Source organism: Thalassolituus maritimus (assembly GCF_900156675.1).
GTDB classification, from domain to species: domain Bacteria; phylum Pseudomonadota; class Gammaproteobacteria; order Pseudomonadales; family Oceanobacteraceae; genus Thalassolituus; species Thalassolituus maritimus.
In genome coordinates, this window is record NZ_FTOH01000002.1 from 447,372 (window position 1) to 470,521 (window position 23,150).

The 23,150-nt window shown below is 51.6% G+C and carries 26 protein-coding genes; 10 read left to right on the top strand and 16 right to left on the bottom strand.

The features are described 5' to 3' along the window. Positions 1 to 79 precede the first annotated feature (79 nt). Entirely contained in the window at positions 80 to 1,405 is a 1,326-nt protein-coding gene (locus BW941_RS04745) for an MFS transporter (RefSeq protein ID WP_076514493.1), read from the top strand. A 50-nt stretch (positions 1,406 to 1,455) separates the two neighbouring features. Here BW941_RS04745 and BW941_RS04750 read toward each other — a convergent pair whose 3' ends face one another. Continuing rightward, positions 1,456 to 3,114 (bottom strand): long-chain-fatty-acid--CoA ligase, encoded by a 1,659-nt coding sequence (locus tag BW941_RS04750; protein WP_076514494.1) that lies wholly within the window; start codon positions 3,112 to 3,114, stop codon positions 1,456 to 1,458. 330 nt (positions 3,115 to 3,444) lie between these two features. Here BW941_RS04750 and BW941_RS04755 point away from each other — a divergent pair, with 330 nt between their 5' ends. Beyond that, positions 3,445 to 3,996, top strand: coding sequence for a cysteine peptidase family C39 domain-containing protein (locus BW941_RS04755; RefSeq protein ID WP_084188633.1), 552 nt, complete (start codon positions 3,445 to 3,447; stop codon positions 3,994 to 3,996). 41 nt (positions 3,997 to 4,037) lie between these two features. Here the strand turns inward: BW941_RS04755 and BW941_RS04760 are convergent, their stop codons facing one another. After that, positions 4,038 to 5,219: an acetyl-CoA C-acetyltransferase gene (locus tag BW941_RS04760; RefSeq protein ID WP_076514496.1), complete on the bottom strand. Its 1,182-nt coding sequence runs from the start codon at positions 5,217 to 5,219 to the stop codon at positions 4,038 to 4,040. 153 nt (positions 5,220 to 5,372) lie between these two features. Then, the gene (locus BW941_RS04765) at positions 5,373 to 5,945 is read right to left on the bottom strand and encodes a MarR family winged helix-turn-helix transcriptional regulator (protein WP_349676799.1); all 573 of its coding nucleotides are present in this window, start codon (positions 5,943 to 5,945) and stop codon (positions 5,373 to 5,375) included. A 307-nt stretch (positions 5,946 to 6,252) separates the two neighbouring features. Here BW941_RS04765 and ectA point away from each other — a divergent pair, with 307 nt between their 5' ends. From ectA to BW941_RS04795, 6 genes are all read left to right on the top strand, one after another. After that, positions 6,253 to 6,807 (top strand): diaminobutyrate acetyltransferase, encoded by a 555-nt coding sequence (gene ectA / locus BW941_RS04770; RefSeq protein WP_245820041.1) that lies wholly within the window; start codon positions 6,253 to 6,255, stop codon positions 6,805 to 6,807. A 33-nt stretch (positions 6,808 to 6,840) separates the two neighbouring features. After that, positions 6,841 to 8,112, top strand: a complete 1,272-nt coding sequence (ectB, locus tag BW941_RS04775; protein WP_076514497.1) for a diaminobutyrate--2-oxoglutarate transaminase — start codon at positions 6,841 to 6,843, stop codon at positions 8,110 to 8,112. A 49-nt stretch (positions 8,113 to 8,161) separates the two neighbouring features. Further along, entirely contained in the window at positions 8,162 to 8,560 is a 399-nt protein-coding gene (locus BW941_RS04780) for an ectoine synthase (RefSeq protein ID WP_068438096.1), read from the top strand. A gap of 60 nt (positions 8,561 to 8,620) precedes the next feature. Then, a complete protein-coding gene (locus BW941_RS04785) occupies positions 8,621 to 10,075 on the top strand; it encodes an aspartate kinase (RefSeq protein WP_068438093.1) in 1,455 nt (484 codons plus the stop codon). Continuing rightward, the gene (locus BW941_RS04790; protein ID WP_139325743.1) at positions 10,072 to 11,001 is read left to right on the top strand and encodes a TPR end-of-group domain-containing protein; all 930 of its coding nucleotides are present in this window, start codon (positions 10,072 to 10,074) and stop codon (positions 10,999 to 11,001) included. The genes BW941_RS04785 and BW941_RS04790 overlap by 4 nt, the downstream gene beginning before the upstream one ends. A gap of 237 nt (positions 11,002 to 11,238) precedes the next feature. Beyond that, entirely contained in the window at positions 11,239 to 12,165 is a 927-nt protein-coding gene (locus BW941_RS04795; RefSeq protein ID WP_084188635.1) for a patatin-like phospholipase family protein, read from the top strand. A 14-nt stretch (positions 12,166 to 12,179) separates the two neighbouring features. On the opposite strand, the gene hemW is transcribed toward BW941_RS04795, so the two are convergent. The 9 genes from hemW to BW941_RS04840 all read right to left on the bottom strand — a co-directional run bounded on the left by hemW (position 12,180) and on the right by BW941_RS04840 (position 19,032). Continuing rightward, positions 12,180 to 13,325, bottom strand: a complete 1,146-nt coding sequence (gene hemW, locus BW941_RS04800; RefSeq protein ID WP_076514499.1) for a radical SAM family heme chaperone HemW — start codon at positions 13,323 to 13,325, stop codon at positions 12,180 to 12,182. A gap of 7 nt (positions 13,326 to 13,332) precedes the next feature. Then, positions 13,333 to 13,677 (bottom strand): hypothetical protein, encoded by a 345-nt coding sequence (locus BW941_RS04805; protein ID WP_076514500.1) that lies wholly within the window; start codon positions 13,675 to 13,677, stop codon positions 13,333 to 13,335. 46 nt (positions 13,678 to 13,723) lie between these two features. Beyond that, complete coding sequence (rdgB, locus tag BW941_RS04810; protein ID WP_217693568.1) at positions 13,724 to 14,323, bottom strand: RdgB/HAM1 family non-canonical purine NTP pyrophosphatase; 600 nt, start codon at positions 14,321 to 14,323, stop codon at positions 13,724 to 13,726. Next, a complete protein-coding gene (locus BW941_RS04815; protein ID WP_076514501.1) occupies positions 14,323 to 14,781 on the bottom strand; it encodes a DUF4426 domain-containing protein in 459 nt (152 codons plus the stop codon). Before BW941_RS04815 ends, rdgB begins: the two co-directional genes overlap by 1 nt. 2 nt (positions 14,782 to 14,783) lie before the next feature. Continuing rightward, positions 14,784 to 15,377 carry a methionine biosynthesis protein MetW gene (gene metW, locus BW941_RS04820; protein ID WP_076514567.1) on the bottom strand — a complete coding sequence of 198 codons (594 nt, stop codon included), beginning with the start codon at positions 15,375 to 15,377 and terminating at the stop codon, positions 14,784 to 14,786. Positions 15,378 to 15,382: 5 nt separating this feature from the next. Next, positions 15,383 to 16,540 carry a homoserine O-succinyltransferase MetX gene (gene metX, locus BW941_RS04825; protein WP_076514502.1) on the bottom strand — a complete coding sequence of 386 codons (1,158 nt, stop codon included), beginning with the start codon at positions 16,538 to 16,540 and terminating at the stop codon, positions 15,383 to 15,385. A gap of 199 nt (positions 16,541 to 16,739) precedes the next feature. Beyond that, entirely contained in the window at positions 16,740 to 17,336 is a 597-nt protein-coding gene (locus tag BW941_RS04830) for a YggT family protein (protein WP_076514503.1), read from the bottom strand. A gap of 147 nt (positions 17,337 to 17,483) precedes the next feature. Further along, entirely contained in the window at positions 17,484 to 18,305 is an 822-nt protein-coding gene (gene proC / locus BW941_RS04835) for a pyrroline-5-carboxylate reductase (RefSeq protein WP_068436323.1), read from the bottom strand. Positions 18,306 to 18,330: 25 nt separating this feature from the next. Beyond that, positions 18,331 to 19,032, bottom strand: coding sequence for a YggS family pyridoxal phosphate-dependent enzyme (locus tag BW941_RS04840; protein WP_076514504.1), 702 nt, complete (start codon positions 19,030 to 19,032; stop codon positions 18,331 to 18,333). Between the two features lie 204 nt (positions 19,033 to 19,236). On the opposite strand from BW941_RS04840, the gene BW941_RS04845 reads away from it, so the two are divergent. Beyond that, positions 19,237 to 20,271, top strand: a complete 1,035-nt coding sequence (locus BW941_RS04845; RefSeq protein ID WP_068436327.1) for a type IV pilus twitching motility protein PilT — start codon at positions 19,237 to 19,239, stop codon at positions 20,269 to 20,271. Positions 20,272 to 20,288: 17 nt separating this feature from the next. Continuing rightward, a complete protein-coding gene (locus BW941_RS04850) occupies positions 20,289 to 21,398 on the top strand; it encodes a PilT/PilU family type 4a pilus ATPase (RefSeq protein WP_076514505.1) in 1,110 nt (369 codons plus the stop codon). 14 nt (positions 21,399 to 21,412) lie between these two features. Here BW941_RS04850 and moaE read toward each other — a convergent pair whose 3' ends face one another. The 4 genes from moaE to moaB are packed head-to-tail and all read right to left on the bottom strand — an operon-like array spanning position 21,413 to position 23,148. After that, positions 21,413 to 21,898, bottom strand: coding sequence for a molybdopterin synthase catalytic subunit MoaE (moaE, locus tag BW941_RS04855; RefSeq protein WP_076514506.1), 486 nt, complete (start codon positions 21,896 to 21,898; stop codon positions 21,413 to 21,415). Position 21,899: 1 nt separating this feature from the next. Then, positions 21,900 to 22,148 carry a MoaD/ThiS family protein gene (locus BW941_RS04860; protein WP_076514507.1) on the bottom strand — a complete coding sequence of 83 codons (249 nt, stop codon included), beginning with the start codon at positions 22,146 to 22,148 and terminating at the stop codon, positions 21,900 to 21,902. Continuing rightward, positions 22,148 to 22,624, bottom strand: a complete 477-nt coding sequence (moaC, locus tag BW941_RS04865; RefSeq protein ID WP_076514568.1) for a cyclic pyranopterin monophosphate synthase MoaC — start codon at positions 22,622 to 22,624, stop codon at positions 22,148 to 22,150. The genes BW941_RS04860 and moaC overlap by 1 nt, the downstream gene beginning before the upstream one ends. After that, entirely contained in the window at positions 22,624 to 23,148 is a 525-nt protein-coding gene (gene moaB / locus BW941_RS04870) for a molybdenum cofactor biosynthesis protein B (RefSeq protein ID WP_076514508.1), read from the bottom strand. Before moaB ends, moaC begins: the two co-directional genes overlap by 1 nt. Positions 23,149 to 23,150 lie beyond the last annotated feature (2 nt).

The window sequence follows — 23,150 nt, forward strand, 5'->3', positions numbered from 1 at the left end:
CCTGGCTCAATGGCTCGCTTTCATTGCCCTTGCTATCATGAGCCTTCCTATGTGACGGGTTCTACAGGACGAACTGCTCATGACAGACGCTTCTCACCGGTCAGGCCTGACCGATGATATCTACGAAAAACTGGTTAATGACGAAGACGCCCGCGCCTGTAAGTCGATTCCTGAAAGTGCGTGCCGGGAAGTCCCTGGCAATTTCCTCAAAACCTTGCTCAGTATGTTTTTCTCCAAGCTGGGTGATGCACTGGTTAACCCTAAAATTACCTTACCCTGGCTAATGCAGTCAGTCGGCGCTCCTGCGTGGATGCTCGGCTGGTTGGTGCCGATTCGTGAGTCGGGTTCGATGTTGCCACAGCTGGCCATCGCCAGTGTCGCACGCACCATGGCTATCCGTAAATGGATGTGGGTTCTGGGCAGTGCATTACAGGCGCTGGCCGTGCTGGGTATTGCAGCCGTCGCCTTCTCGCTGGAAGGAGCACTGGCAGGTTGGGCGATGCTGGCGTTAGTCGTTGTCTTCAGCCTGTCACGGGGGCTGAGCTCTGTCGCATCCAAGGACGTTCTGGGTAAGACGATTCCAAAAGCCCGGCGCGGAACCCTGAATGGCTGGGCCGAGACAGCTGCGGGGCTGATTACGTTGACGGTTGCGTTATTACTGATCAGCGGGGTGCTGGGAGAAGGCTCCACAACCCTCTACGCCACTGGTTTTGCTCTGGCAGCCCTGATGTGGGTGATTGCTGGTGGCGTTTATGCCGGAATTAATGAATTTCCGGGAGAGACAGACGGTGGGAACAATGGACTCAAGGAAGCCTTTGCCAGACTGTCGTTACTGAAAACCGACGCACCTTTCCGGCGTTTCTTATTGTCCCGTTCTTTACTTCTTTGTTCAGCGCTCACGGCGCCTTTTATTGTAGTTCTTGCTCATCAGGAACTGGATGCGGCGATCAGTATGCTGGCTCTGTTTATGGCCGCTAGTGGTGCGGGCAGCCTGGTGTCAGGGCGCTTCTGGGGGCGCTTCGCGGATGTCACCAGTCGCCTTGTCATGGTTCGTGCGGGGATGATGTCTGCGGCTGTCGGTGGAGTGATATTTCTTATCGGAGCATTCCGAACCGAGTGGCTTTCAGAAATCTGGGTACTACCTCTGTTGTATTTTGTATTGAGTATCGCCCATCAAGGGGTTCGTCTGGGAAGAAAGACGTATGTGGTCAACCTCGGTGAAGGCAATAAGCGCACGGATTATGTATCTGTGGGTAATACATTGATTGGCGTTATGTTGCTTATGACAGGGTTTATCAGTCTGCTGGAGCCGCTGATCGGTGTCAGTGGCGTTATCCTGATACTGTCATTTATGGGGATGGCGGGTAGTTGGATGGCTATAAAATTACCCGAAGTTGAAGGCTGAAACAGGCGTTCAACTTCAGGTGTTCAGTCTGGCTTTATCTCAGGGGCGGTTCAGTTTTTATCAACCAGATAGTTGATGTACTCATCCCGGAGGCTACGTTTCTGTAGTTTCCCTGTGGCGGTATGGGGGAGTTCGTCCACCACAAGAATATCGTCGGGCATCCACCATTTGGCTATTTTCCCATCAAGATAGGCATAGACGCTTTCTTTAGTGACGGTCTTGCCTTCCAGGGCAACGATAAACAGCAGGGGACGTTCATCCCATTTAGGGTGCTTCACACCGATAACGCAGGCTTCTGCGACTTCTGGGTGGCCGACCGCAGCATTCTCCAGGTCGATGGATGAGATCCATTCGCCGCCAGACTTCACAACGTCTTTCGCCCGGTCGACGATCTGCAGGTAGCTTTGAGCATCGATCACCGCAATGTCACCGGTGTCGAACCAGACACCGCCATCTTTATCAGTAAAAAAGGCATCGGGCTTTTCTGTCTTGTAGTAACTGCGTAGCACCCAGGGGCCTCTGACCCGAAGGAAGCCGCGACTGGTGCCATCGTGTGGAAGTGGCTCTCCGTCGTCATCAAAGATTTCCAGGTCAATACCAAACATGGGCTTACCGGCGGTTGTCTGAATCCGGTAGCGTTCATCATCAGACATACTGGCCATCGCTTTCGTCGGTGCTCCGAGCGTCGCCAGCGGTGACGTCTCGGTCATCCCCCAGATAGGGAGCAGGTAAATGCCAAAGTCTTTATCGAGTGTCTCAACCAGAGAACGTGGCGAGGCCGAACCGCCGACACCAACGGTTTTCACTGACGGTATGGTGAGGTCATTGGCTTTCAGATAATCGATCAGGCGCAGCCAGACTGTAGGCACACCGAGCATCATGTCGACCTGAGCAACATCAATCAGCTCATACAGGTCCGGGCCATCCATTCCCTCCCCTGGAAGTACGAGGGAGGCACCAGACATAGGAGCAATGTACGGCATTCCCCAGGCGCAGACGTGATACATGGGGACAACAGGCATCACAACACTGTCGGAAGAGACATTCAGGGCATCCGGGTTACGGCTGGCGTAGGCGTGCAGAACGGTGGATGCGTGTGAGTACAGGACGCCTTTGGGGTTGCCCGTGGTGCCAGAGGTGTAGCACAGGCAGGCAGCGGTATCCGCTTCAAAACGGGGCCATTCGTACATATCTGGCTGCTGAGCCAACAGGTGTTCATAGTTGTGAACATGCGGCAGTGACGTGTCGGGCATCTGATCTTCGTCGATCATCAGAATGAACCCTTTAACGCTGGAGAGCTTGTCGGCAATGGGCTCCAGAAGCGGAGCAAAACAGGCATCGAGAAAGACATAGCAGTCTTCAGCGTGCTGGATAATGTACTCGACCTGTTCCGCATACAGGCGCGGGTTCACCGTATGGCAGATGGCACCGATGCCCGATATCCCGTAGTAGCACTCGAAGTGGCGATAGCCGTTCCAGGCCAGCGTTGCTACTCGATCACCGGGTTGTACGCCCAGTGAAATCAGCGCATGTGCCAACTGCTTACTCCGTCGCAGTGCGTCCTTGTAGGTGTATCTGTGAATATCCCCTTCAAGCCTGCGGCTGATGATCTCTCGAGAGCCGTGATGAGCGGCTGCGTATTCCAGCAAATCACTGATCAGCATGGGCTGCGTCATCATTTGCCCGGAGACAGGTCGCGCGGTTGTCATATGGCGTTCCTTTGCAGTGTCGCGGCATGGTGCGCGCGAAAATGAGAGAAGCAGTGAGGTGCTATGGGGATCTCACCATTCAGAGAGATCAGCTTATGCCGAGCAAGCAGAGTCAGCCAGTGCAAACGTGAAGATTGTTAACTCTGCTGCCACTCAGGGAGCTTCTGCGGCCAAATAGAAAAAGTCAGGTCACCGGGTATCGCGGTTTGGCTCGTATGGACTAATTTTAAATAGGACATATCAGGACATGAAGTTGATCGGATATCACCTGTTCAGTGTGAGGATGTCCCGTCATTCTTGGCCCGTTTTGCAACATGAGCATATTCCCAGATGAAATTCGCAGTACTGACAATGCTTGTATGGTTCTTCAGCTCTGCATGTGCATTCGCAGTCGAAGATACCCCAGCGCTGGATGATAAGCAGACGCATGCTGCTCTTGAGTCGTCGGGTTGTGCTTATATGGTGTCTGTCATGCTTGAAGAAAGCATGGGGGTGAAAACCAGCGAAGTTGATATATTCGCATTACTTTTTATTCACGGTGATCCAGTCAGAATCCGTGAGCAACGTGGTTTCAACTTCTACGACATAAAACAGGCGGCAGCGGCATTGGGCCTTCGTGCCAGTGCTTATAAATCTGACGACTTGTTGCTTGATCTGGCACAGCGCAAGCTCCAGCAGCAGGATGGCCCTTACCTCCTGTTGAAGGACAATCCGGAAGGTGTCGATCGGTTCTACCTCTACTACTTTGAAGATGAAGAGTACGTCTACCTGCGTGATCCATTCGAGGGCATGATTACCATAGAGCGCAGCGAGTTTAATCGAACCTTCGTTCCTTATGTGTTGATTATTGAGGGTAAAACGACTGAGTTTACCGAGGTGTAGAGGTCGGGGTATCCCAACGGACACCCCGTCTGGCTCTTTGCTTAACTTCGTTCTACCGCAAGAGAAACACCCATTCCTCCGCCAATGCATAAGGTAGCCAGACCTTTCTTAGCGTCACGGCGAGCCATTTCATGCAGCAGTGTGACCAGAATCCGGCATCCTGAAGCGCCGATCGGATGGCCGAGTGCGATGGCACCGCCGTTCACATTGATCTTATCAGCATCCCACTCCAGCCCCTTGTTGACCGACAGTGCCTGAACCGCAAAGGCCTCATTGGCCTCAATCAGGTCCAGGTCAGCAACCGACCAGCCTGCCTTGCTCAGGCATTTTTTAGTCGCTGGAATCGGCCCTGTTCCCATAATGCGTGGCTCAACACCGGCATTGGCGTAACCTTTGATAGTTGCCAGCACTGGAAGACCCAGCTCCGCGGCCTTGGCTGCACTCATTAGCATCACAGCAGCGGCACCATCGTTTAGCGATGAAGCATTACCAGCGGTAACTGAGCCGTCTTTACTGAAGGCCGGGCGCATGCCTGCAAGCTTTTCTGCGGTTGTCCCCGGGCGCGGGTTTTCATCAACCTTAAATACGATAGGGTCGCCTTTACGCTGAGGAATTTCGATCGGGGTGATTTCAGCATCGAATGTGCCTGCTTCAATTGCGGCGAGGGCTTTGTTCTGAGATGCCGCAGCAAAGGCGTCCTGCTCTTCGCGACTGATGTTGTAGTCACAGGCGATGTTCTCGGCTGTTGTTCCCATATGGTAGTCATTGAATGCGTCCCAGAGGCCATCCACGACCATCGTATCGACCATGGTAATTGGTCCCATGCGTTGGCCATTACGGGAGCCCGGCATCGCGTGCGGTGCGTTGGACATAGACTCCTGGCCTCCGGCGATAATGACGTCAGCATCACCACAAGCAATGGCCTGCGCGGCAAGGTGAACTGCCTTCAGGCCCGAGCCGCAGACTTTGTTGATGGTCATGGCAGGAACAGAAGACGGAAGCCCTGCTTTGATTGCTGACTGGCGCGCAGGATTCTGGCCGGCGGCGGCCGTCAGTACCTGGCCCATCAATACCTCATCGACGAGTCCTGCGTCGATACCAGTTTTCTCTATGATGGATGAAATCACCGCCGCGCCGAGGTCGACGGCGGACAGTCCGGCAAGTGATCCGCCAAAGCTTCCGATAGCGGTACGGGTAGCTGCAACTATGACAACGTCAGTCATGTGTATCTCCAGTAAAACAGTAGAAAAGCGGGATGAGCGCCCGCGGATGCGCTACAACAATTCTACTGTATAGACTGTTAAGCGCGATCAGGAGGCAATCGGGATAAGCAGGAGGCACATTGATGACAATGCACCTCACGAGAGGGTGGGTTGTCAGTGGTTGCCCGGGTCAGTCCGGTCAAGCTGACCAAGATCAAGTACGGGGGAAGCGTCAATGTGCTGCGCATCCATCATATAGGCCACTCGTTCCAGAGACGTCAGGATCATGCTTTGCTCCCAGTCTCTCAAATCCTGAAACTGCTGCACGAAACTATCCTGCAACGGGCGGGGGGCATCAACCAAAGCCTGGATCGCTTGTTCTGTGAGGTGCACAAATACTTTTCGTTTGTCTGTGCTGCCGCGTTCGCGGACAACAAATCCGCGTTTACTGAGGCGATCGATAATGGTGGTCACTGTCGCCTGAGAGAGGCTGACTCTACGTGCTACATCTCCGACAGTCAGCTCGCCATGGTGACGCAGGGTCTGCAGGATAAGAAGCTGCGGGGAAGTCAGACCTGACACCTTACTCAGTTGCTTAGAGTGTAGATCAGTAGCGCGGATGATGCGCCGCAGTGCAACCAGCACCTCGTCATAGCGGTTCATAGATTTTTCGTCTTCCAGCAGAGGATCGTGATTCTTGCCCTGTAGTTTACCTTGTTGCTGATCAATAGAGTACGAAATATTCATAAGGGGGCCTCCTGACCGCTAATCCGGGTGGCGCATCCCGTCCTATATTTAGATCTCAAAATATCGATCTCTATATATTTTTCTCGAGGGATTGGTGAAAACCACACAAAATACGCCTATTTAGTTCGTTTATTGTACAAAAAAATGCGTTCTTCTCAATCGAAAAGTCTGAGATCGGATGAAATATATTTAGAGTTGTATATATTTTGCGATTGGCTATAATGTTTAGAGTTCAAAGTAATTGACTAACCCTAGCAATTGACGAGGACGTAATGGCTTACGCCGGTACGCGGACCTCGAAGAGGAAATGAATCAGATTCTGGCGCAGGCAGCGCCCAACGAAAAAGATCAGTCTCAGCGCCTAATCACAATGCGCAAGCCAAATCCGGAAGACGGCTCTGTAGTGAATAATCTTGTGGAAAACTGCAAGCCTCTGGATACAAATTCAATGTACTGCAACAACCTGCAGTGTTCTCACTTCCGCGATACCGCGGTGCTTGCTGAAGAGCAGGGTGAAACGATCGGTTTTATCTCCGGTTATCTTCTGCCTGAACAACCAGACACTCTCTTTGTCTGGCAGGTAGCTGTCAGCCCCAAAGCTCGCGGTCTGGGTCTTGCCAGCAAAATGCTGCTTGAGCTGCTTTCCCGTCACGAAGGCACGGTTCGTCATCTCCACACCAGCATTACGCCGGGTAACGAAGCTTCATGGAATTTATTCAGAAGGCTTGCCCGCAAATTAGATGCACCGCTGAACGAACGCGTCATGTTCGATAAAGAACAGCATTTTGCAGGACAGCATGAAACAGAAATGCTCGTCCACATTGGTCCTTTCGGTAGTGCTGATATCAGCGCTGCGCAATAACAGAATTTAAACCAAATACAGAGGAAATCTGATATGGGTATTTTTAAAGATCTTGAGTCAAACGTTCGTGGTTACTGCCGTTCATTCCCTGTGACCTTTGTTAAGGCGCAGAACGCTACCGTGACCGACAGCGATGGCAACGAATACATCGATTTTCTGGGTGGCGCAGGCACACTCAACTACGGTCACAACAACCCAGCCTTCAAGCAAGCTTTGATTGATTACATCGAAGCGGATGGTATGACCCACGGTCTGGATATGCACACAGATGCGAAAGCAGCATTTCTGGAAGCATTCCGTGATCTGATCCTTGAGCCACGCAACATGGACTACAAAGTTCAGTTCACTGGCCCAACGGGTACCAACGCAGTTGAAGCTGCTTTGAAAGTAGCGCGTAAGAATACCGGTCGTCAGACTATTATCTCGTTCACTAATGGCTTTCATGGTGTGACTCAGGGTTCTGCTGCGGTTACCGGTAACGGTTACTACAAGAAGGCCAGCGGTCTGCCAACAACCGGTGTTCAGTTTATGCCGTACGATGGTTACCTCGGCGATTTCAATACGCTCGAATATCTGGACAAGGCGCTCGAAGACGGTTCGTCAGGTCTGGGTCACCCGGCCGGTGTTATTGTCGAATGTATTCAGGGTGAGGGCGGTCTGAATGTCGCATCTAAAGAATGGATGCAAGGTCTGCAGGCGATCTGTAAGAAGCACGATATGCTGCTGATCGTTGATGATATTCAGGCGGGTTGTGGTCGTTCAGGTACTTTCTTCAGCTTTGAAGAATTCGGTATCGAGCCGGACGTTATTACTCTATCGAAATCCTTGGGTGGCTATGGTCTGCCGATGGCGGTCGTTCTGCTCAAAGAAGAGCTCGATATCTGGGGTCCGGGTGAGCACAACGGTACTTTCAGGGGTAACAACCATGCCTTCGTTACGGCACGTCGCGCACTTGAAGAGTACTGGAGCGACTATCGTTTTGCTGAAGAGATTCAGCACAAGGCAAGTGTTATCCGTCGTCGTCTGAAAGAGATTCAGGCAGAAAACGGTGGTACATCTAAGATGAAGCACAAAGGTCGTGGCATTATGCAGGGACTGGAGTTTGCTAACGGTGACATCGCCGATGCAATTACTGAGTTAGCGTTTGAGCACAAGCTGATCATTGAGACCAGCGGTTCTGACGGTCAGGTGGTGAAGATCCTTACACCGCTGACTATTGAAGAAAGTAAGTTGAGTGCGGGTCTCGACATCCTTGAGAAATGTGTTGCCCAGGTCATGTCAGAGCAGGTCAGCAAGGCTTCTTAAGAAGCCTCCTCTAAACTCTTAACGCTAACAAATTCAGGAAAACTCAAAAATGATCGTAAGAACACTCGAAGAATGCAAAAACAGTAGTCGCGCTATTGATGGTGGTAACTGGGAAAGCGTGCGCATGTTGCTGAAAGACGACAACATGGGTTTCTCATTCCATATCACCACTATCTTCGCGGGTACTGAAACGCCTATTCATTACCAGAACCACCTCGAATCTGTGTACTGCATGCAGGGCGAAGGTGAAATTGAGACGGTAGAAGACGGCAAAATTTACCAGATCCGTCCGGGCACTCTCTACATTCTGGATAAGCACGATAAGCACTTGCTGCGCGCGACCAAAGATATGCACATGGCGTGCGTGTTTAATCCGCCATTGAACGGCAAGGAAGTCCACGATGAAAACGGCGTCTACGCACTGGAAGCCGAGACCATCGAAGACTGATTCGCGTGATGGCCTGGAAACGGGCCAATCCAACTAACTTACAGAATCAGCAGGAATAACATGATTAAGCACAGTGTAGAAAAAATCGGCGGCACTTCGATGAGCCGTTACGACGACGTTCTGAAAAATATCTGGCAGCGCCCGCAGGTACCACACGGTGGTACTGAAAAAACCTTATACCAGCGTGCCTTTGTTGTATCGGCCTACGCCGGTATGACCAACGGTCTTCTTGAACATAAAAAGACCGGTGAGCCCGGTGTTTATGCTCTCTTCTCCGAGATGGACGAAAACCGTCCATGGCAGCAGAAGCTGTACGAAGTACAGGCCGCTATGCTGGCCATGAATGAAGAGATGTTCGAAGGACAGGATATTGTTCGTCGTCGCGCTGATCAATTTATCAGTAGCCGTATTGAAGATGTTAAACAGTGCCTTGAGCATCTTGAAAACGTCTGTACCTTCGGGCACTTCCAGCTGGATGATCATCTGCACCGTGTGCGTGAGATGCTGAGTGCGCTGGGCGAGGCTCACAGCGCCTACAACTCTGTTCAGCTGCTCAAGCTGAATGATATCAACGCACGATTCATTGACCTGACCAACTGGCGTTCAGACAGTCAGCAGACCCTGGAAGATCACATCAGCGATGCCTTTGCTGATGTCGACTTTACTCAGGAAATGCCTATCGTGACCGGTTATACCCAGTGCCGCGAAGGCCTGATGAAAACTTACGACCGTGGCTACAGTGAAATGACCTTTTCGAAGGTAGCGACAGTAACGGGTGCCGGCGAAGCGATTATTCATAAAGAATACCACCTGAGCACGGCCGATCCGGAAATGGTTGGTGCTGAGAACGTTCATCCGATTGGTCTGACCAATTATGACGTTGCTGACCAGCTCGCTAACCTGGGTATGGAAGCAATCCACCCACGTGCAGCGGCGGGCTTGCGTAAGCGTAATATCCTGCTTCGGGTGAAAAATACGTTCGAGCCTGAGCACCGCGGTACTGAAATCCGCAGTGATTACAGCAGTAAAACACCCAAGGTCGAGATCATTGCGGGTACCCGCAGCGTCTGGGCGATGGAACTGTTTGATCAGGACATGGTAGGCGACCCGTCTTACGGCCAGAAGATGAACGACCTGGTATTTGAATCTGGTGTACGTGTTCTGACTAAAGACTTTAACGCTAACACCGTGACTTTCTACCTTAAGGGCAACAAGCGTCGCATCAATTGGTTGATGGATCGTTTGCAGGCCAACTACACTAATGCTGATATTCGGGTTGAGAAGATGGCAATGGTGAGTGCAATCGGTAGTGATATGAAGGTTCCGGGCCTGCTGAAATCCGCGGCGTCCGCTCTGTCTGACGCGGGTGTGAACATTCTTTCTGTGCACCAGGCGATGCGTCAGGTGGATATGATGTTCATTGTTGCTGATCAGGATTATGCGGCTGCGGTTAAAGCGCTGCACACTGACCTGATCGAGAACAACAGTGATTGGGAGGCGGTACAGTCCGCATGATAAGAACTGTCTGGCATATATTTTTGTCCCTGATGGTGTTTGCCTCAGCGCTGGTGATTCTTCCGGCGCGGGTCAACGCCGCCCCAACAACTGAAACTGCTGAGTCGGCCGAAGAAGTACAGGCAAACTATGCCAAGGCCGAAAAAACGATAGAGGCGCTTGATGCGCCTCTTTATTCTGCGTTCACCGAGCGTTACTTGCTGGATGAAGTCAAAGTGCTTCGTCAGATGCTGGCCGACCACCGTGTCGAAGTCACCGAGAAAATGACAGATCGCGAGCTTGGTGTAGCGGATAAAGCGTTAATGTACGCGACCGATACGGTTACCTATTTTTTCTATCTTATCGCGGGTGCCTCAACTCTGTTGGTACTGGTTGGTTGGAATTCCTTACGCGAGATTAAAGACAGAGCGAGTGCCCTCGCCAATGACGAGATCTCCCGGATTACCAGTTCCTATGAAGAACGTCTTGAGAAACTTGAGCGTGAGCTTCACAGCAAGTCCCGACATATTGCGGCGACTCAGGAAGAGATTGAGCTGACTAACGAAGTCCACTCGCTCTGGCTGAAAGCCTCTCAGGAGTCGAGCGCGCAGAATAAGATCGCTATTTACGATCAGATTCTCGCACTGCGACCTGATGACGTTGAAGCGATTACCTACAAGGCGGATGCGGCCTTGCTGCTTGGTCAGAACCAGTGGGCCAACGCTCTGGCAAATCGCGCGTTGACGATCGATCCTGAAAACAGTCATGCGAAGTACCAACGCGCTTGTGCGCACGCTGAAAGTGGCTACATTGAAGAAGCTTTGCGTGATCTTTCTGAGGCAATTGAAACATCGGAAGCCCTGCGCGAGCAGGCTGCTCATGATCCGAGCTTCGAAAAATTACGTGATATGGAAGAGTTTATCGCAATGACTCAGGTGTCTTCCTGATCTTGATTCAGCCTTGATAGCTACTCCTTGATAAAAGCCCGGTGCACTGCATCGGGCTTTTTTGTTTGCCCTGATTGTCGCAGTCAGCAAGCTTTTGCCTATTGGTTGAATTGGAAAAATTCATTTCAATGGAACCAATATGGGTGTCACCCTTCTGAAATATGTTGGCAATGCACGATCAGCAATAAGGTCGATATCAGTGATTGCCACGAAGGTTGGAACTAAGCGGAGATCGATATGGCAAGCGACGATACTGTAAGCAATAGCGTCAAAGACAGTGTGGCAAGCAACGATACGGCTGGTGGGTCAAAGAAAGCGATCGTTGTCGAAGGTGGAGCGATGCGCGGCATATTCGCCAGTGGTGTGATTGATCACTTTCTCGAACAAGGTTACCACGAGTTTGATTTTGGTATCGGCGTCTCAGCGGGAGCCACCAACCTGACAGGATACCTGTCCCGACAACCCGGGCGGGCGCGTACGGCGATTATGGAATATGCACGCCAGAAAGAGTTCTTCAGCCCGGTGCGTTTCGTCCGGGGCGGGCATATGACCGACGTACACTGGTTGTGGCATTACACACACCAGCAGTTGCCTCTGGCAGAGTTCGTGGGTGATATGGAACTGTATGCCACTGCGACGCATGTCGAGACAGGACAGGCGCATTATCTGCCCGTCACTGGTAATACAGTGCATGATGCCATGGTGGCGACCTGTGCTATCCCTTACTTTTATCGTTCGCCTGTGACCGTCAACTCAGAACGCTATGTTGATGGTGGCGTGGCTGATTCCATCCCTGTTCGCCAGGCCTGGAACATGGGGGCTGACGACATTACGGTGGTGCTTTCACAGCCTCTGGGTTTTCGTAAAAAAGACAGTCAGAGCCATTGGCTGCTTGAGAAAATGTTTGCTGGTGAAGCGGGCCTGATGAATGCCATGAAATTCCGCACCGCACAATATAACGAGAGCCTCGATTTTATTGCCTCGCCTCCGGAAGGCTGCCGGGTACGCGTTATTGCTCCACCGCCGGAGTTTGCTGTGTCTCGCCTGTGCATGAATGAGAAAAAGCTGGTGGATGGTTACGAGATGGGCGTCGCGGCGGCGAGTACTTATCTTGAGGAGCTGTATGCCCCGCAACCAGACCTGCGGATAGTGTCGGTCGCCTGATTTCCTGACGATATTTAATCGGTCAGAAAGAGGGCAAGCAGTTCATTCAGGTATTGCTGGCCGCGCTCAGAAGCCCGGATAGTAGTATCGCATTCAATTAATCCAAGAGAGCGCGCTTTGCTCAGTGGGGCTTGAATACTGCTCAGCGTCATACCGGTACGGGCCTCAAAGTCGCTGACAGGGATACCCTTATGCAGGCGCAATGCATTCATCATGCACTCCAGCGCTGTGTCCTCAGGCGCGATGCGATCTTGCCCTGCAAGAAAACGTTTTTCGGTATTTAAGTAGTCTTTCGGAAGGCGCGTTTTGCGTGTGCGAAGTATGGTCAGCCCTTGTGGCCCAGAGGTCGTGATTTTTCCGTGTGCACCTGCACCTATGCCGAGATAATCACCGAAGCGCCAATAATTAATATTGTGTCTGGCTTGTTTATTGGGCAGCGAATACGCCGAAATTTCATACTGACTCAGCCCGGCTTGCGCCAGTCTTTCTTGTCCCTGCTCCTGAATATCCCATAGGGTATCGTCTTCAGGCAGAACCGGTGGGCGCTTATAAAATTCGGTGTTGGGTTCAATCGTCAGCTGATACCAGGACAGGTGAGGTGGCTGAAACGACAGCGCGGTATTCAAATCATCGAGCGCCTGCTCTGGCGTCTGGTTGGGCAGGCCGTGCATCAGGTCGAGATTAAAATTACTGAACCCGGCATTGATGGCAGTTTCAATGGCCGCGAGTGCCTGTGCTCTGTCGTGAATTCGCCCAAGTTTTTTTAAGTGCTCGGGCTGAAAACTTTGAATACCCATGGATAAGCGGTTAATGCCCAGTTGGCGGTAGGCTTTAAACTTATCCGCTTCGAGGGTTCCGGGGTTGGCTTCCAGGGTGATTTCTATATCAGGGCTGAAGGTGAGTTTTTCAGTCAGCCCGGTGAGGAGCGTTTCGTAGGCTCGGGCAGATAATAAACTGGGGGTGCCTCCACCAAAAAAGATACTTTCTATGGGGCGCCCCTGTACCCAGTGAAGGTCCTGTTCAAGATCATTCAGAAGCGCCTGAATATACTCTGTCTCAGGAATATCGCTGACTGCCTCGTGAGAGTTGAAATCACAGTAAGGACATTTGCGTACACACCACGGAACGTGGATGTACAGACTCAGAGGAGGCAGTGTCATGATCCTTTCAGGCGGCTCCGGCTGCTGAAGAAGATTCTATAGAAGGTGATTCGAGTTCAAACTCTGTCTCGTCAATGGCTTCCATCAGCGCAGATACTTTTACTTCCCACTCATTTTTCTCATGAGACAGGCGGGTATTTTCTCTCTTAACGGACTCGTACTGCTGTTGCAGTGCGGTAATGGCGGTGTCGCGATGTTGCAGGCGCTCTTCAGCATCCAGAGCGGTCTGACGTAGCTCAGCGATCGTATTATTTAATTCTTCGGTGGTTGCCTGTAAGGCTTTATTTTCTTTCCGTGTTTCCTGCAGTGCAGAAACCGTATTCAGAATTTTCTGTTCGAGTTGTTCAAGCATGTTCAAGGTGTTCTTCTTTGTGATGTTTTAGCAGTCATTGATCGCTTTAAGGGCGCCAGCGGGCCAGCAGTTGCTGAATGGCCTGACCGCGATGAGATAGTTTGTTCTTACGCTCACGACTCAGTTCAGCTGCGCTACATTGCTCGCTCGGAACATAGAATATAGGGTCGTAACCAAAGCCTTCAGTGCCTGATGGTTCGGTCAGAATAATGCCTTCCCACGCCCCCTGAAATACTTGTGGGGTCGGATCTTCGGCATGGCGCATATATACCAGAACGCATTGAAAGCGCGCGGTACGTTGCGCTTCTGGAATACCCTTCATATTTTCCAGGACTTTCGCGTTATTTGCCTGGTCGCCTTCACCGGAGTAGCGAGCGCTGTAGATTCCTGGGGCACCGTCAAGTGCATCAATTTCAATGCCCGAATCATCGGCCAGAGCGGGCAGTCCAGTGACCTGACAGGCGTGACGTGCTTTTATGATGGCATTTTCAACGAAGCTCAGGCCTGTCTCGTCGGCGTCAGAGACATCCAGTTCTGTCTGCGGAATCAGCTCAACGTTGTCATTCGCAAAGTGCTCTGAAAACATGGCTGAAAATTCACGCAGTTTGCCTTTGTTTCCACTGGCAAGAACGATTCGGGTCATGATTATTCCTGATAAAATTTCTGGCTGAACTTCACGTCAAAAGTACGGTTGCTACTGTCTGGGGTGACGTCCAGATCAATGCGATATACTTCATTTTTATCGAAGCGGAAGGTCGATACGTAATAGACCGCATTGGTTTCTTTGATTTCCCGGAATTCGATACTGCGGCTCTGACCAATAAGATTTTTGATCGTGCCCGTCAGTTCTGCGGTGACTGGAGCTGGCACATCATTTTTGACCTTCTTCAGTACCGAAATGCTCAGGTACGCCAGCGAACGGGAGCGCGGAATATCATAGGCTTCGGCAACATCTTCAGGCAAAAAGCTGGAGTTGAGGCCGATATAGTGAACCTCATAGTCGCCGAACACCTGCTTCTGTTCACCGCGATCTGCAGATACCTGCAGGGACACGATAGAAAGAGCCAGTATTAGGATAGCGTTGATCTTACTCAGTGCGTTCATACTTACCTCCTGGTGATGTGGTAAACCGCGATTTCACCCAGCATGGCTGGCCAGAGGCGAATGCTCCAGTGTTCGCGGTGTTGATCGTCGACTACGGTTTTATTAAGTATACGTATGCCTTTTTCACGGCACAGAATTTCAAAGTCGCGGAAGGTGCACATATGAATGTTCGGCGTGTCGTACCAGTTGTATGGCAGCGTATCCGACATCGGCATGCGACCTTTCAGTAAAAGATAGAAACGTGTTTTCCAGTAACCAAAGTTCGGAAACGTCACTATGGCTTCTTTGCCGATACGCAGCATCTCGTCGAGCAGTTCATCCGGTCGCTGCACCGCCTGCAGTGCCTGAGTCATCACAACGGTATCGATGCTCTGATCTTCAAAGTTACCGAGACCATTATCCAGGTTCTGTTCGATGACATTGACGCCATTACGGATGCAGGCTGTCAGCTTCTCCGGATTGATCTCCAGACCATAGCCGTGAACGTTTTTCTCATTCTTCAAATAGCTGAGTAATTCTCCCTCGCCACATCCAAGGTCAAGGATTTCACTTTCTGGTCGAATCCACTGCTGAATAATACTCAGATCAGGACGCAGTTCACTCATGACTTACCTCCGAAACTACGTGCTGCCACACCTTCCATATACGCATGAAAGATATCCAGGTAGCGCGGAATAGGAAGCAGGAAGGCATCGTGGCCGTTGTCAGACTCAATACAGGCATAGCTGACGTCTTTGTCGGCGTGGATCAGTGCATTCACGATTTCTTCCGAGCGCGCTGGGGCAAAACGCCAGTCGGTTGTGAAGGATACGACCAGAAAACGACATTTCGCCTGACTCAGGCATTTACGCAGATCATTATCGTGGTCGCGTGCCGGGTCAAAGTAGTCCAGTGCTTTGGTCATCAGCATGTAGGTGTTGGCATCGAAGCGTGTACTGAATTTCTCGCCCTGATAGTGCAGGTAGCTTTCTACCTGAAACTCAGGAGCAAAACTGAAGTTCAGCTTACCCTCACGTAATTCCCGGCCAAATTTCTGCCGCATTGCATCGTCTGAAAGGTACGTCAGGTGCCCAAGCATCCGCGCTTGCATCAGGCCTGCTTTAGGCAGTGTTCCTTTCTCCTGATACCAGCCATCGTGAAAGTCGGGGTCTTTGGCGATGGCCTGTCGGGCGACTTCGTTAAAGGCGATATTCTGCGCTGAAAGTTTGGGGGCAGAAGCAATAACAACGGCGTGTTTCAGGCGCTCGGGAAACTGTATAGACCAGCGAAGCACCTGCATGCCACCGAGAGAGCCGCCGACAACGGCAGCCCAGACATCAATACCAAGAACATCGGCAAGGCGAGCCTGGCTGTTCACCCAGTCACGGACCGCCATGATAGGGAAGTCGGGCCCGTACGCTTTGCCGGTTTCAGGGTTGATACTGACCGGGCCAGTGGAGCCAGAGCAACCACCGAGGTTGTTCAGCGAAACGACAAAGAATTTATTCGTATCAATAGGCTTACCGGGGCCGATGCAGGTATCCCACCAGCCGGGCTTTTTGTCGTCCATGCTGTGATAGCCCGCGGCGTGATGATCGCCGCTCAGAGCATGGCAGATCAGGACAGCATTGGAGCGGTCGGCGTTGAGTTCGCCATAAGTCTCGTAGATCAGGTCATATTGTTCTAACACTCGTCCGCTGCGTAATGTCAGGGGCGTGTCGAAGTGCTGAACCTTGGGTGTGATCAGTCCGACCGAGTTTTCTGGAATAACGTCCGGCATCGGAGTCAGGTATCCATTTGCAAGCTAGTAATACAGCAAGTTTATCAGGCTTAGAGCTGGCTTGGCACTGGCTGTGCCTGTCGGGAAAGGTAATGGTACGTTGGCGGGGGAGGGCCATTCGCACTGAGGTTCACGGTTGGTTATTTATACATCAGATACGCGACAACAGAAGGCCTGTTGCCGCGTAGAAAATCTTAGCTTACAGACCCATGATCAAGCCCGAAGGCACCTGCAGAACCTGTTTCAGTGGGTACAGAATCAGGATCTCAGCGAGCTGAATGCCAAGGATGACTACCAGTGGCGACAGATCAAGGCCACCCATGTCCGGCATGATTTTGCGTACTGGCCGGATGACCGGTTCAAGCAATTGGTTGATCAGGATCAGCGCCGGATTATACGACCCCGGAGCAACCCAGGAGGCGATTACCATAATCAGCATGCCCCAGAAATAGATACTGATCAGCAGCTTGATAATACCGACAGCGGCCCAGCCGATCATGGCGACAAAGGGCATGCCTGTTCCGTAACCCGCGAGCATCAGAATCAGCGCCATGATGACGTACTGGATGGCCAGTGCGAGTACCAGTGACGCCATGTCGAGACCTCCAAGGCCGGGAATCACTCTGCGCAGTGGAATAAGCAGTGGATTGGTGAACTTCACAATCATCTGTGACAGGGGGTTATAGAAATCAGCGCGGACAAGTTGAAGCAGGAAGCGCAGCATAACGATCAGCAAGACAAGGCTTCCGATGGCGTTGACGAGCAGCAGACCCGCCTGTGTGAGTGGTGAACCCATGAATACTCCAGTTAAAATTGAGCGGCCTTTGGGCCGCACGGTACGATCTTGTTAACCCACTTGTTATCTCAAGTGCTTATCTTCTCAATTACTTATTACCTCAGATGGGGACGCCTGAGAAAATTTCACCCCCTGCTGAGTCAGGATTCAGCCATTGCCCAGTTCGTCGCTGAGCTCAGCGGCTCTTCTTGCGGCGGCGTCCATGGCGGCTTTAACGATATCGCGCAGGTGCGCGCCTTCGAACGTCGCGATTGCCTGTTCAGTGGTACCGCCCGGAGATGTTACCCGGCGACGTAATTCATCCGGGGCAACATCCGAACTGCTCGCCATTTTTCCTGCGCCCAGAGCCGTCTGTAATGTCAGGCGACGTGCGGTTTCTTCGCTCAGTCCGAGCTTGATGCCAGCGTCGATCATGGATTCCATCAGCAGGAAGTAGTAAGCCGGGCCACTGCCAGACAGCGCCGTGACAGCGTCAATTTCAGCTTCGGTCTGTACCCACATAGCCAGGCCTGTGGCGCCGAGCAAGGTATCCGTCAGATTACGCTGGTCCAGCGACACTTCTTCACTGGCAAACAACCCGGTAGCGCCGAAACCTGTCAGCGCAGGCGTGTTCGGCATTGCGCGTACGACGGCTGTACATCCACTCCATTCTTTAAGCGTTGGCAGACTGATACCCGCTGCAACAGAAATAAGTAGCGGCTGGCGGGTGTTCAGCGTGGCCTGCAGCGGTTCCAGTACGGCTTTCATCATCTGTGGCTTTACTGCAAGGATAACCACGGTCGCGCTGCTGATAGCGTCGAGATTGGACTCATGGGTCACAATGCCAAAATCGCGGGTGAGGCGTTCCCGTTGCTCTGCGCCTGGGTCACTGACGTGAATCAGATCCGGGCTGACTGCCCCCTCTCTGATCAGGCCGCCGATGATGCTGGTGGCCATATTGCCACCGCCAATGAATGCTATCTGTGTCATTGTTGGTTCCTGCTTCTGAATACCTTCACTGAGCGCCCGGGATGTCCCGCGCTCCGAATATGTCTGTGCCGATACGAACTTCCGTTGATCCACATGCAATCGCGAGTTCAAGATCGGACGACATGCCCATCGACAGCGTGTCTGCGTCCGGGCATAGTTCCTTTAATTCCTGCCACAGCCTATGCATTTTGAGGAACTGATCTCGCAGTCGCTCCTCATCGCTGGTTGCTTCCGGGATACACATCAATCCCCGAACTTTCAGTCTAGGCAAGGATAGGAGAGTCTGCGCAAAACTCGTGACGCTGTCTGTCGCGATGCCACTCTTCTGCTCTTCGTTACTGATGTTGACCTGAATAAGTACGTTCAGCGGCGGCAGATCGTCCGGGCGCTGTTCATTCAGGCGACGGGCGATCTTTTCGCGATCCAGCGTTTCCAGCCAATGAAAGTGCTCGGCGACCGGGCGTGTTTTGTTTGATTGCAGCGGGCCGATAAAATGCCACTCGATATCGGTCAGCTCCGACAGCGCTTCAATCTTGTCGAGTCCATCCTGCAGGTAATTCTCGCCGAAGGCGCGCTGACCCAGTTCATAGCAGGTGCGTACCATACTTGCGGGCTTGGTTTTACTGACCGCCAGCAGGCGAACGCTGTCAGGCTCGCGTGAAGCGTTTGCACAGGCCGCGTTAAGACGCTCACGGATCCGTTGATAGTTCTGTTCGACAGTAGACATTACGCTTGCTTGGTTTAGGATTAACTTGATTGTTGCTGTAGTGACGCTGTTCATAGAAATTTGTTCAACAGCGATTACATTACATCATACACCAGTCGAGGGATTGACCGCTTCATCCGACTGGTCACATCACTAATATTTTGGCATTTATAGGGCTGTCCGGCAGAGCTGGCGCATCTGGCCCAGGATCATAGAGAGGATCACATGGATATTACCGAGTTATTGGCCTTTAGCGCGAAGCAGGGGGCCTCTGACCTCCACCTGTCGGCAGATATGCCTCCTATGATCCGTGTCGATGGAGATGTCCGTCGTATTAATTTACCGGCGCTGAGTCACAAAGAAGTGCACGCCCTTGTGTACGACATTATGAACGACAAGCAGCGAAAAGATTTCGAAGAATTTCTGGAAACTGACTTCTCGTTCGAAGTGCCTGGCGTTGCCCGTTTCCGTGTGAATGCCTTTAACCACAACCGCGGTGCGGGCGCTGTGTTCCGTACCATTCCGTCGAAAGTTGTGACCATGGATCAGTTGGGAATGGGGCAGGTGTTTAAAGATCTCGCCATGATCAGCCGTGGCATTGTACTTGTGACTGGCCCAACCGGTTCAGGTAAATCAACCACGCTGGCGGCCATGGTCGATTACATCAATGAGACCAAGTTCGATCATATCCTCACCGTCGAAGACCCGATCGAATTTGTTCACGAATCGAAAAAGAGTCTGATTAACCAGCGTGAAGTGCATCGCGATACGCTGGGCTTTAATGAAGCGCTACGCTCAGCGCTGCGTGAAGATCCTGACGTGATTCTCGTGGGCGAGCTGCGTGATCTTGAAACCATCCGTCTGGCGTTGACCGCTGCCGAAACCGGCCACGTAGTGTTCGGTACTCTGCACACGAGCTCCGCGGCGAAAACCATTGACCGTATTGTCGATGTATTCCCGGCGGAAGAAAAATCCATGGTGCGTTCGATGTTATCTGAGTCGCTGCAAGGCGTTGTGTCTCAGGCGCTGCTGAAAAAGAACGGTGGCGGCCGGATTGCAGCCCATGAGATTATGGTTGGCACCGCGGCGATCCGTAACCTGATTCGTGAAGACAAGGTTGCGCAGATGTACTCTGCCATTCAGACTGGGGCAGCGCACGGAATGCAGACCATGGATCAATGTCTGCAAAGCCTGGTCAGCAAAGGCCTGATCAGTCGTGAAATCGCTCGTGAAAAGGCAAAAATGCCAGAAAACTTCTGAGGTAACTGATTGTGTCAATGGATAAGTTTCTGCGGTTAATGGTTGAAAAGACCGCATCCGATCTCTTCATTACGGCGGGCGTTCCGCCGTCCATGAAGGTCCATGGCAAACTGGTTCCTCTCAACAAAACGGTCCTCAGTGCCGAGCAGGCGAAAGAAATTGTCTACGGCCTGATGAATGACAGGCAGCAGGCCGAGTTTGAAGAACGGAAAGAGCTGAACTTCGCGATCAACGCCACGGGGATTGGTCGTTTCCGTGCCAGTGCGTTCTTCCAGCGTAATGTCGCTGGGATGGTGCTACGCCGGATTGAAACGCGAATTCCGAACATTGATCAGCTCGGCTTACCTGAAGTTATTAAAGAATTATCGCTCGCTAAACGCGGCCTTGTGCTGTTTGTGGGGGCAACAGGGGCGGGTAAATCGACCTCGCTGGCGTCGATGATTGGCTACCGCAACCGCAACAGTAAGGGTCATATTCTCAGCATTGAGGACCCGATCGAATTTATTCATCAGCATGAAACCTGCATCGTTACTCAGCGTGAAGTTGGTCTGGATACGGACAGTTATGAAATTGCGTTGAAGAACTGCCTGCGCCAGGCACCGGACGTGATCATGATCGGTGAGGTACGTTCGGCTGAAACGATGGAACACGCGATTACCTTCGCTGAAACAGGCCACCTGTGTCTTGCCACTCTGCACAGTAATAACGCTAACCAGGCGCTTGATCGTATCATTCACTTTTTCCCACCGGAGAGACATTCTCAGATCTGGATGGACCTCTCTCTGAACCTGAAAGCGATCGTGGCGCAGCAGTTAATCCCGACGCCTGATGGTCGTGGTCGTCGTGCTGTTGTCGAGGTCTTACTGAATACACCCCTGGTGTCGGACCTGATCCGTAAAGGCGATGTGCACGAGCTGAAGAGCCTGATGGCACGCTCGACAGAATTGGGTATGCAGACCTTTGACCAGGCGCTGTACGCACTCTACGAGCAGAGTGAGATTACCTATGAAGACGCGATCGCCCATGCTGATTCGCCGAACGATCTGCGCCTGATGATTAAACTGGGTAATGAAACCAACGCTGACCGATTAGAAGGTGCAACGCGTAACCTGCGTCTGCAGGACTGATCCGATGTTTGGTTTCAGTCCGGGGCGCTCCAGCGCGCCCGGGCTGTCTGATCTTTTTCTCTTGCCTCAACCCAGTGCTCACCAGATCGGGTGATTTCTTTTTTCCAGAAAGGCGCTTCAGTCTTCAGGTAATCCATGATGTAACGGGCAGCTTCGAAAGCAGCTTCTCTGTGCGCACTGCTGACACCAACAAACACAATCTGATCTTCAACGGCCAGTGAGCCGATTCGGTGGATGACACTGATACGTTGAATGTCCCAGCGCTGCTGGGCTTGTTCTATGATGCGTTTTAATGATTTCTCTGTCATGCCGGGGTAGTGCTCTAAAAAGAGCCCGGTGACATCAGGTTGCTCACTGAACTCGCGGACACGCCCGGTAAAGGTGACGACAGCCCCGGTTTCTGGGGCTTGATTGCTCAAAAAATTATTTTCTTTTTCTATCGAAAAATCACTTTTCTGAATGGATATTTTAATGTTTTCAGTAGGTGTCTTGTTGCTCATTCTAGCCTCCTGTGACTGGAGGGAAAAAAGCAACTTCATCATTACTCTCTACACATTTTTTATCATCAGATAATTCCTGATTTACTGCGCATATCGAATAGTCGATGCTGAACAAATATTTGTGACTGTTAAATTCAGAAATCAATGAATTTCTGATTTCAGAAACGCTGCAGGGTGTTTTTATATCCAGATCAAAAAAATCAAGAGAAAGTTCTTCTTTAATTTTTGCAAAAAAATATATACGTATCATCAGGATCTCTCCCAGTGACCGGTCTTTCCGCCTGATTTTTCAAGTACTTTTATGCCTTCGATGATCATTCCGGGGTCGACGGCTTTACACATATCAAATAGGGTCAATGTTGCAACTGAAACCGCAGTGAGCGCTTCCATTTCAACGCCGGTCTGCCCTGTTAGCCGACAAAGACTATGGACCCGTATTCGCGAGTTATCTGGCTCTACGTCAAAATCCACCGCCACTTTGCTCAGCATCAATGGGTGGCATAACGGGATAAGCTGACTGGTCTGCTTTGCCGCTTGAATGCCTGCGATACGCGCTACGCCAAACACGTCGCCTTTGTGATGATTACCCTCGACGATAGCCTGCAATGTGGCCGGCTGCATGGTGACATAGCCCTCTGCTCTGGCTTCGCGAACGGTGGGTTCTTTGCCCGATACATCGACCATAGAGGCCTCTCCACGGGCGTTGACGTGGGAGAACTCAGTCATCATTGGGTTACCTTTTTCAGGCGCATGGCGAAGTTGCACGGCTTGTGGCGGCTATCGAGTTGCTGGCAAATGATCTGCTCCCAGGCCTGACGGCAGGCGTTCGTTGAGCCTGGCACGCAGAAGATCAGAGTGTCATTGGCTAAACCGGCCGTTGCCCGGCTCTGAATGGTCGAGGTGCCGATGGTTTCGTAGGAAAGCTGGCGGAACAGTTCTCCAAATCCGTCGATCTTTTTATCGAAGAGAGGTTCTGCGGCTTCGGGTGTCGAATCCCGCTCGGTGAAGCCTGTACCTCCCGTGACGATAATGACTTGTGTCCGGTCATCGGCGATCCATGTAGAAAGCGATTCGCGAATTTTATAAATATTATCGACAACGATTTTTTTCTCAACAGAGTTGTGCCCTGAACTCTTGATTGAATCGACTAAAAAATCACCGCTTGTATCATTTTCTTCTGTTCGTGAATCAGACACTGTGAGCACAGAAATATTAAGACGCATAAAATCATCGTTGAACATTTTTACCATCG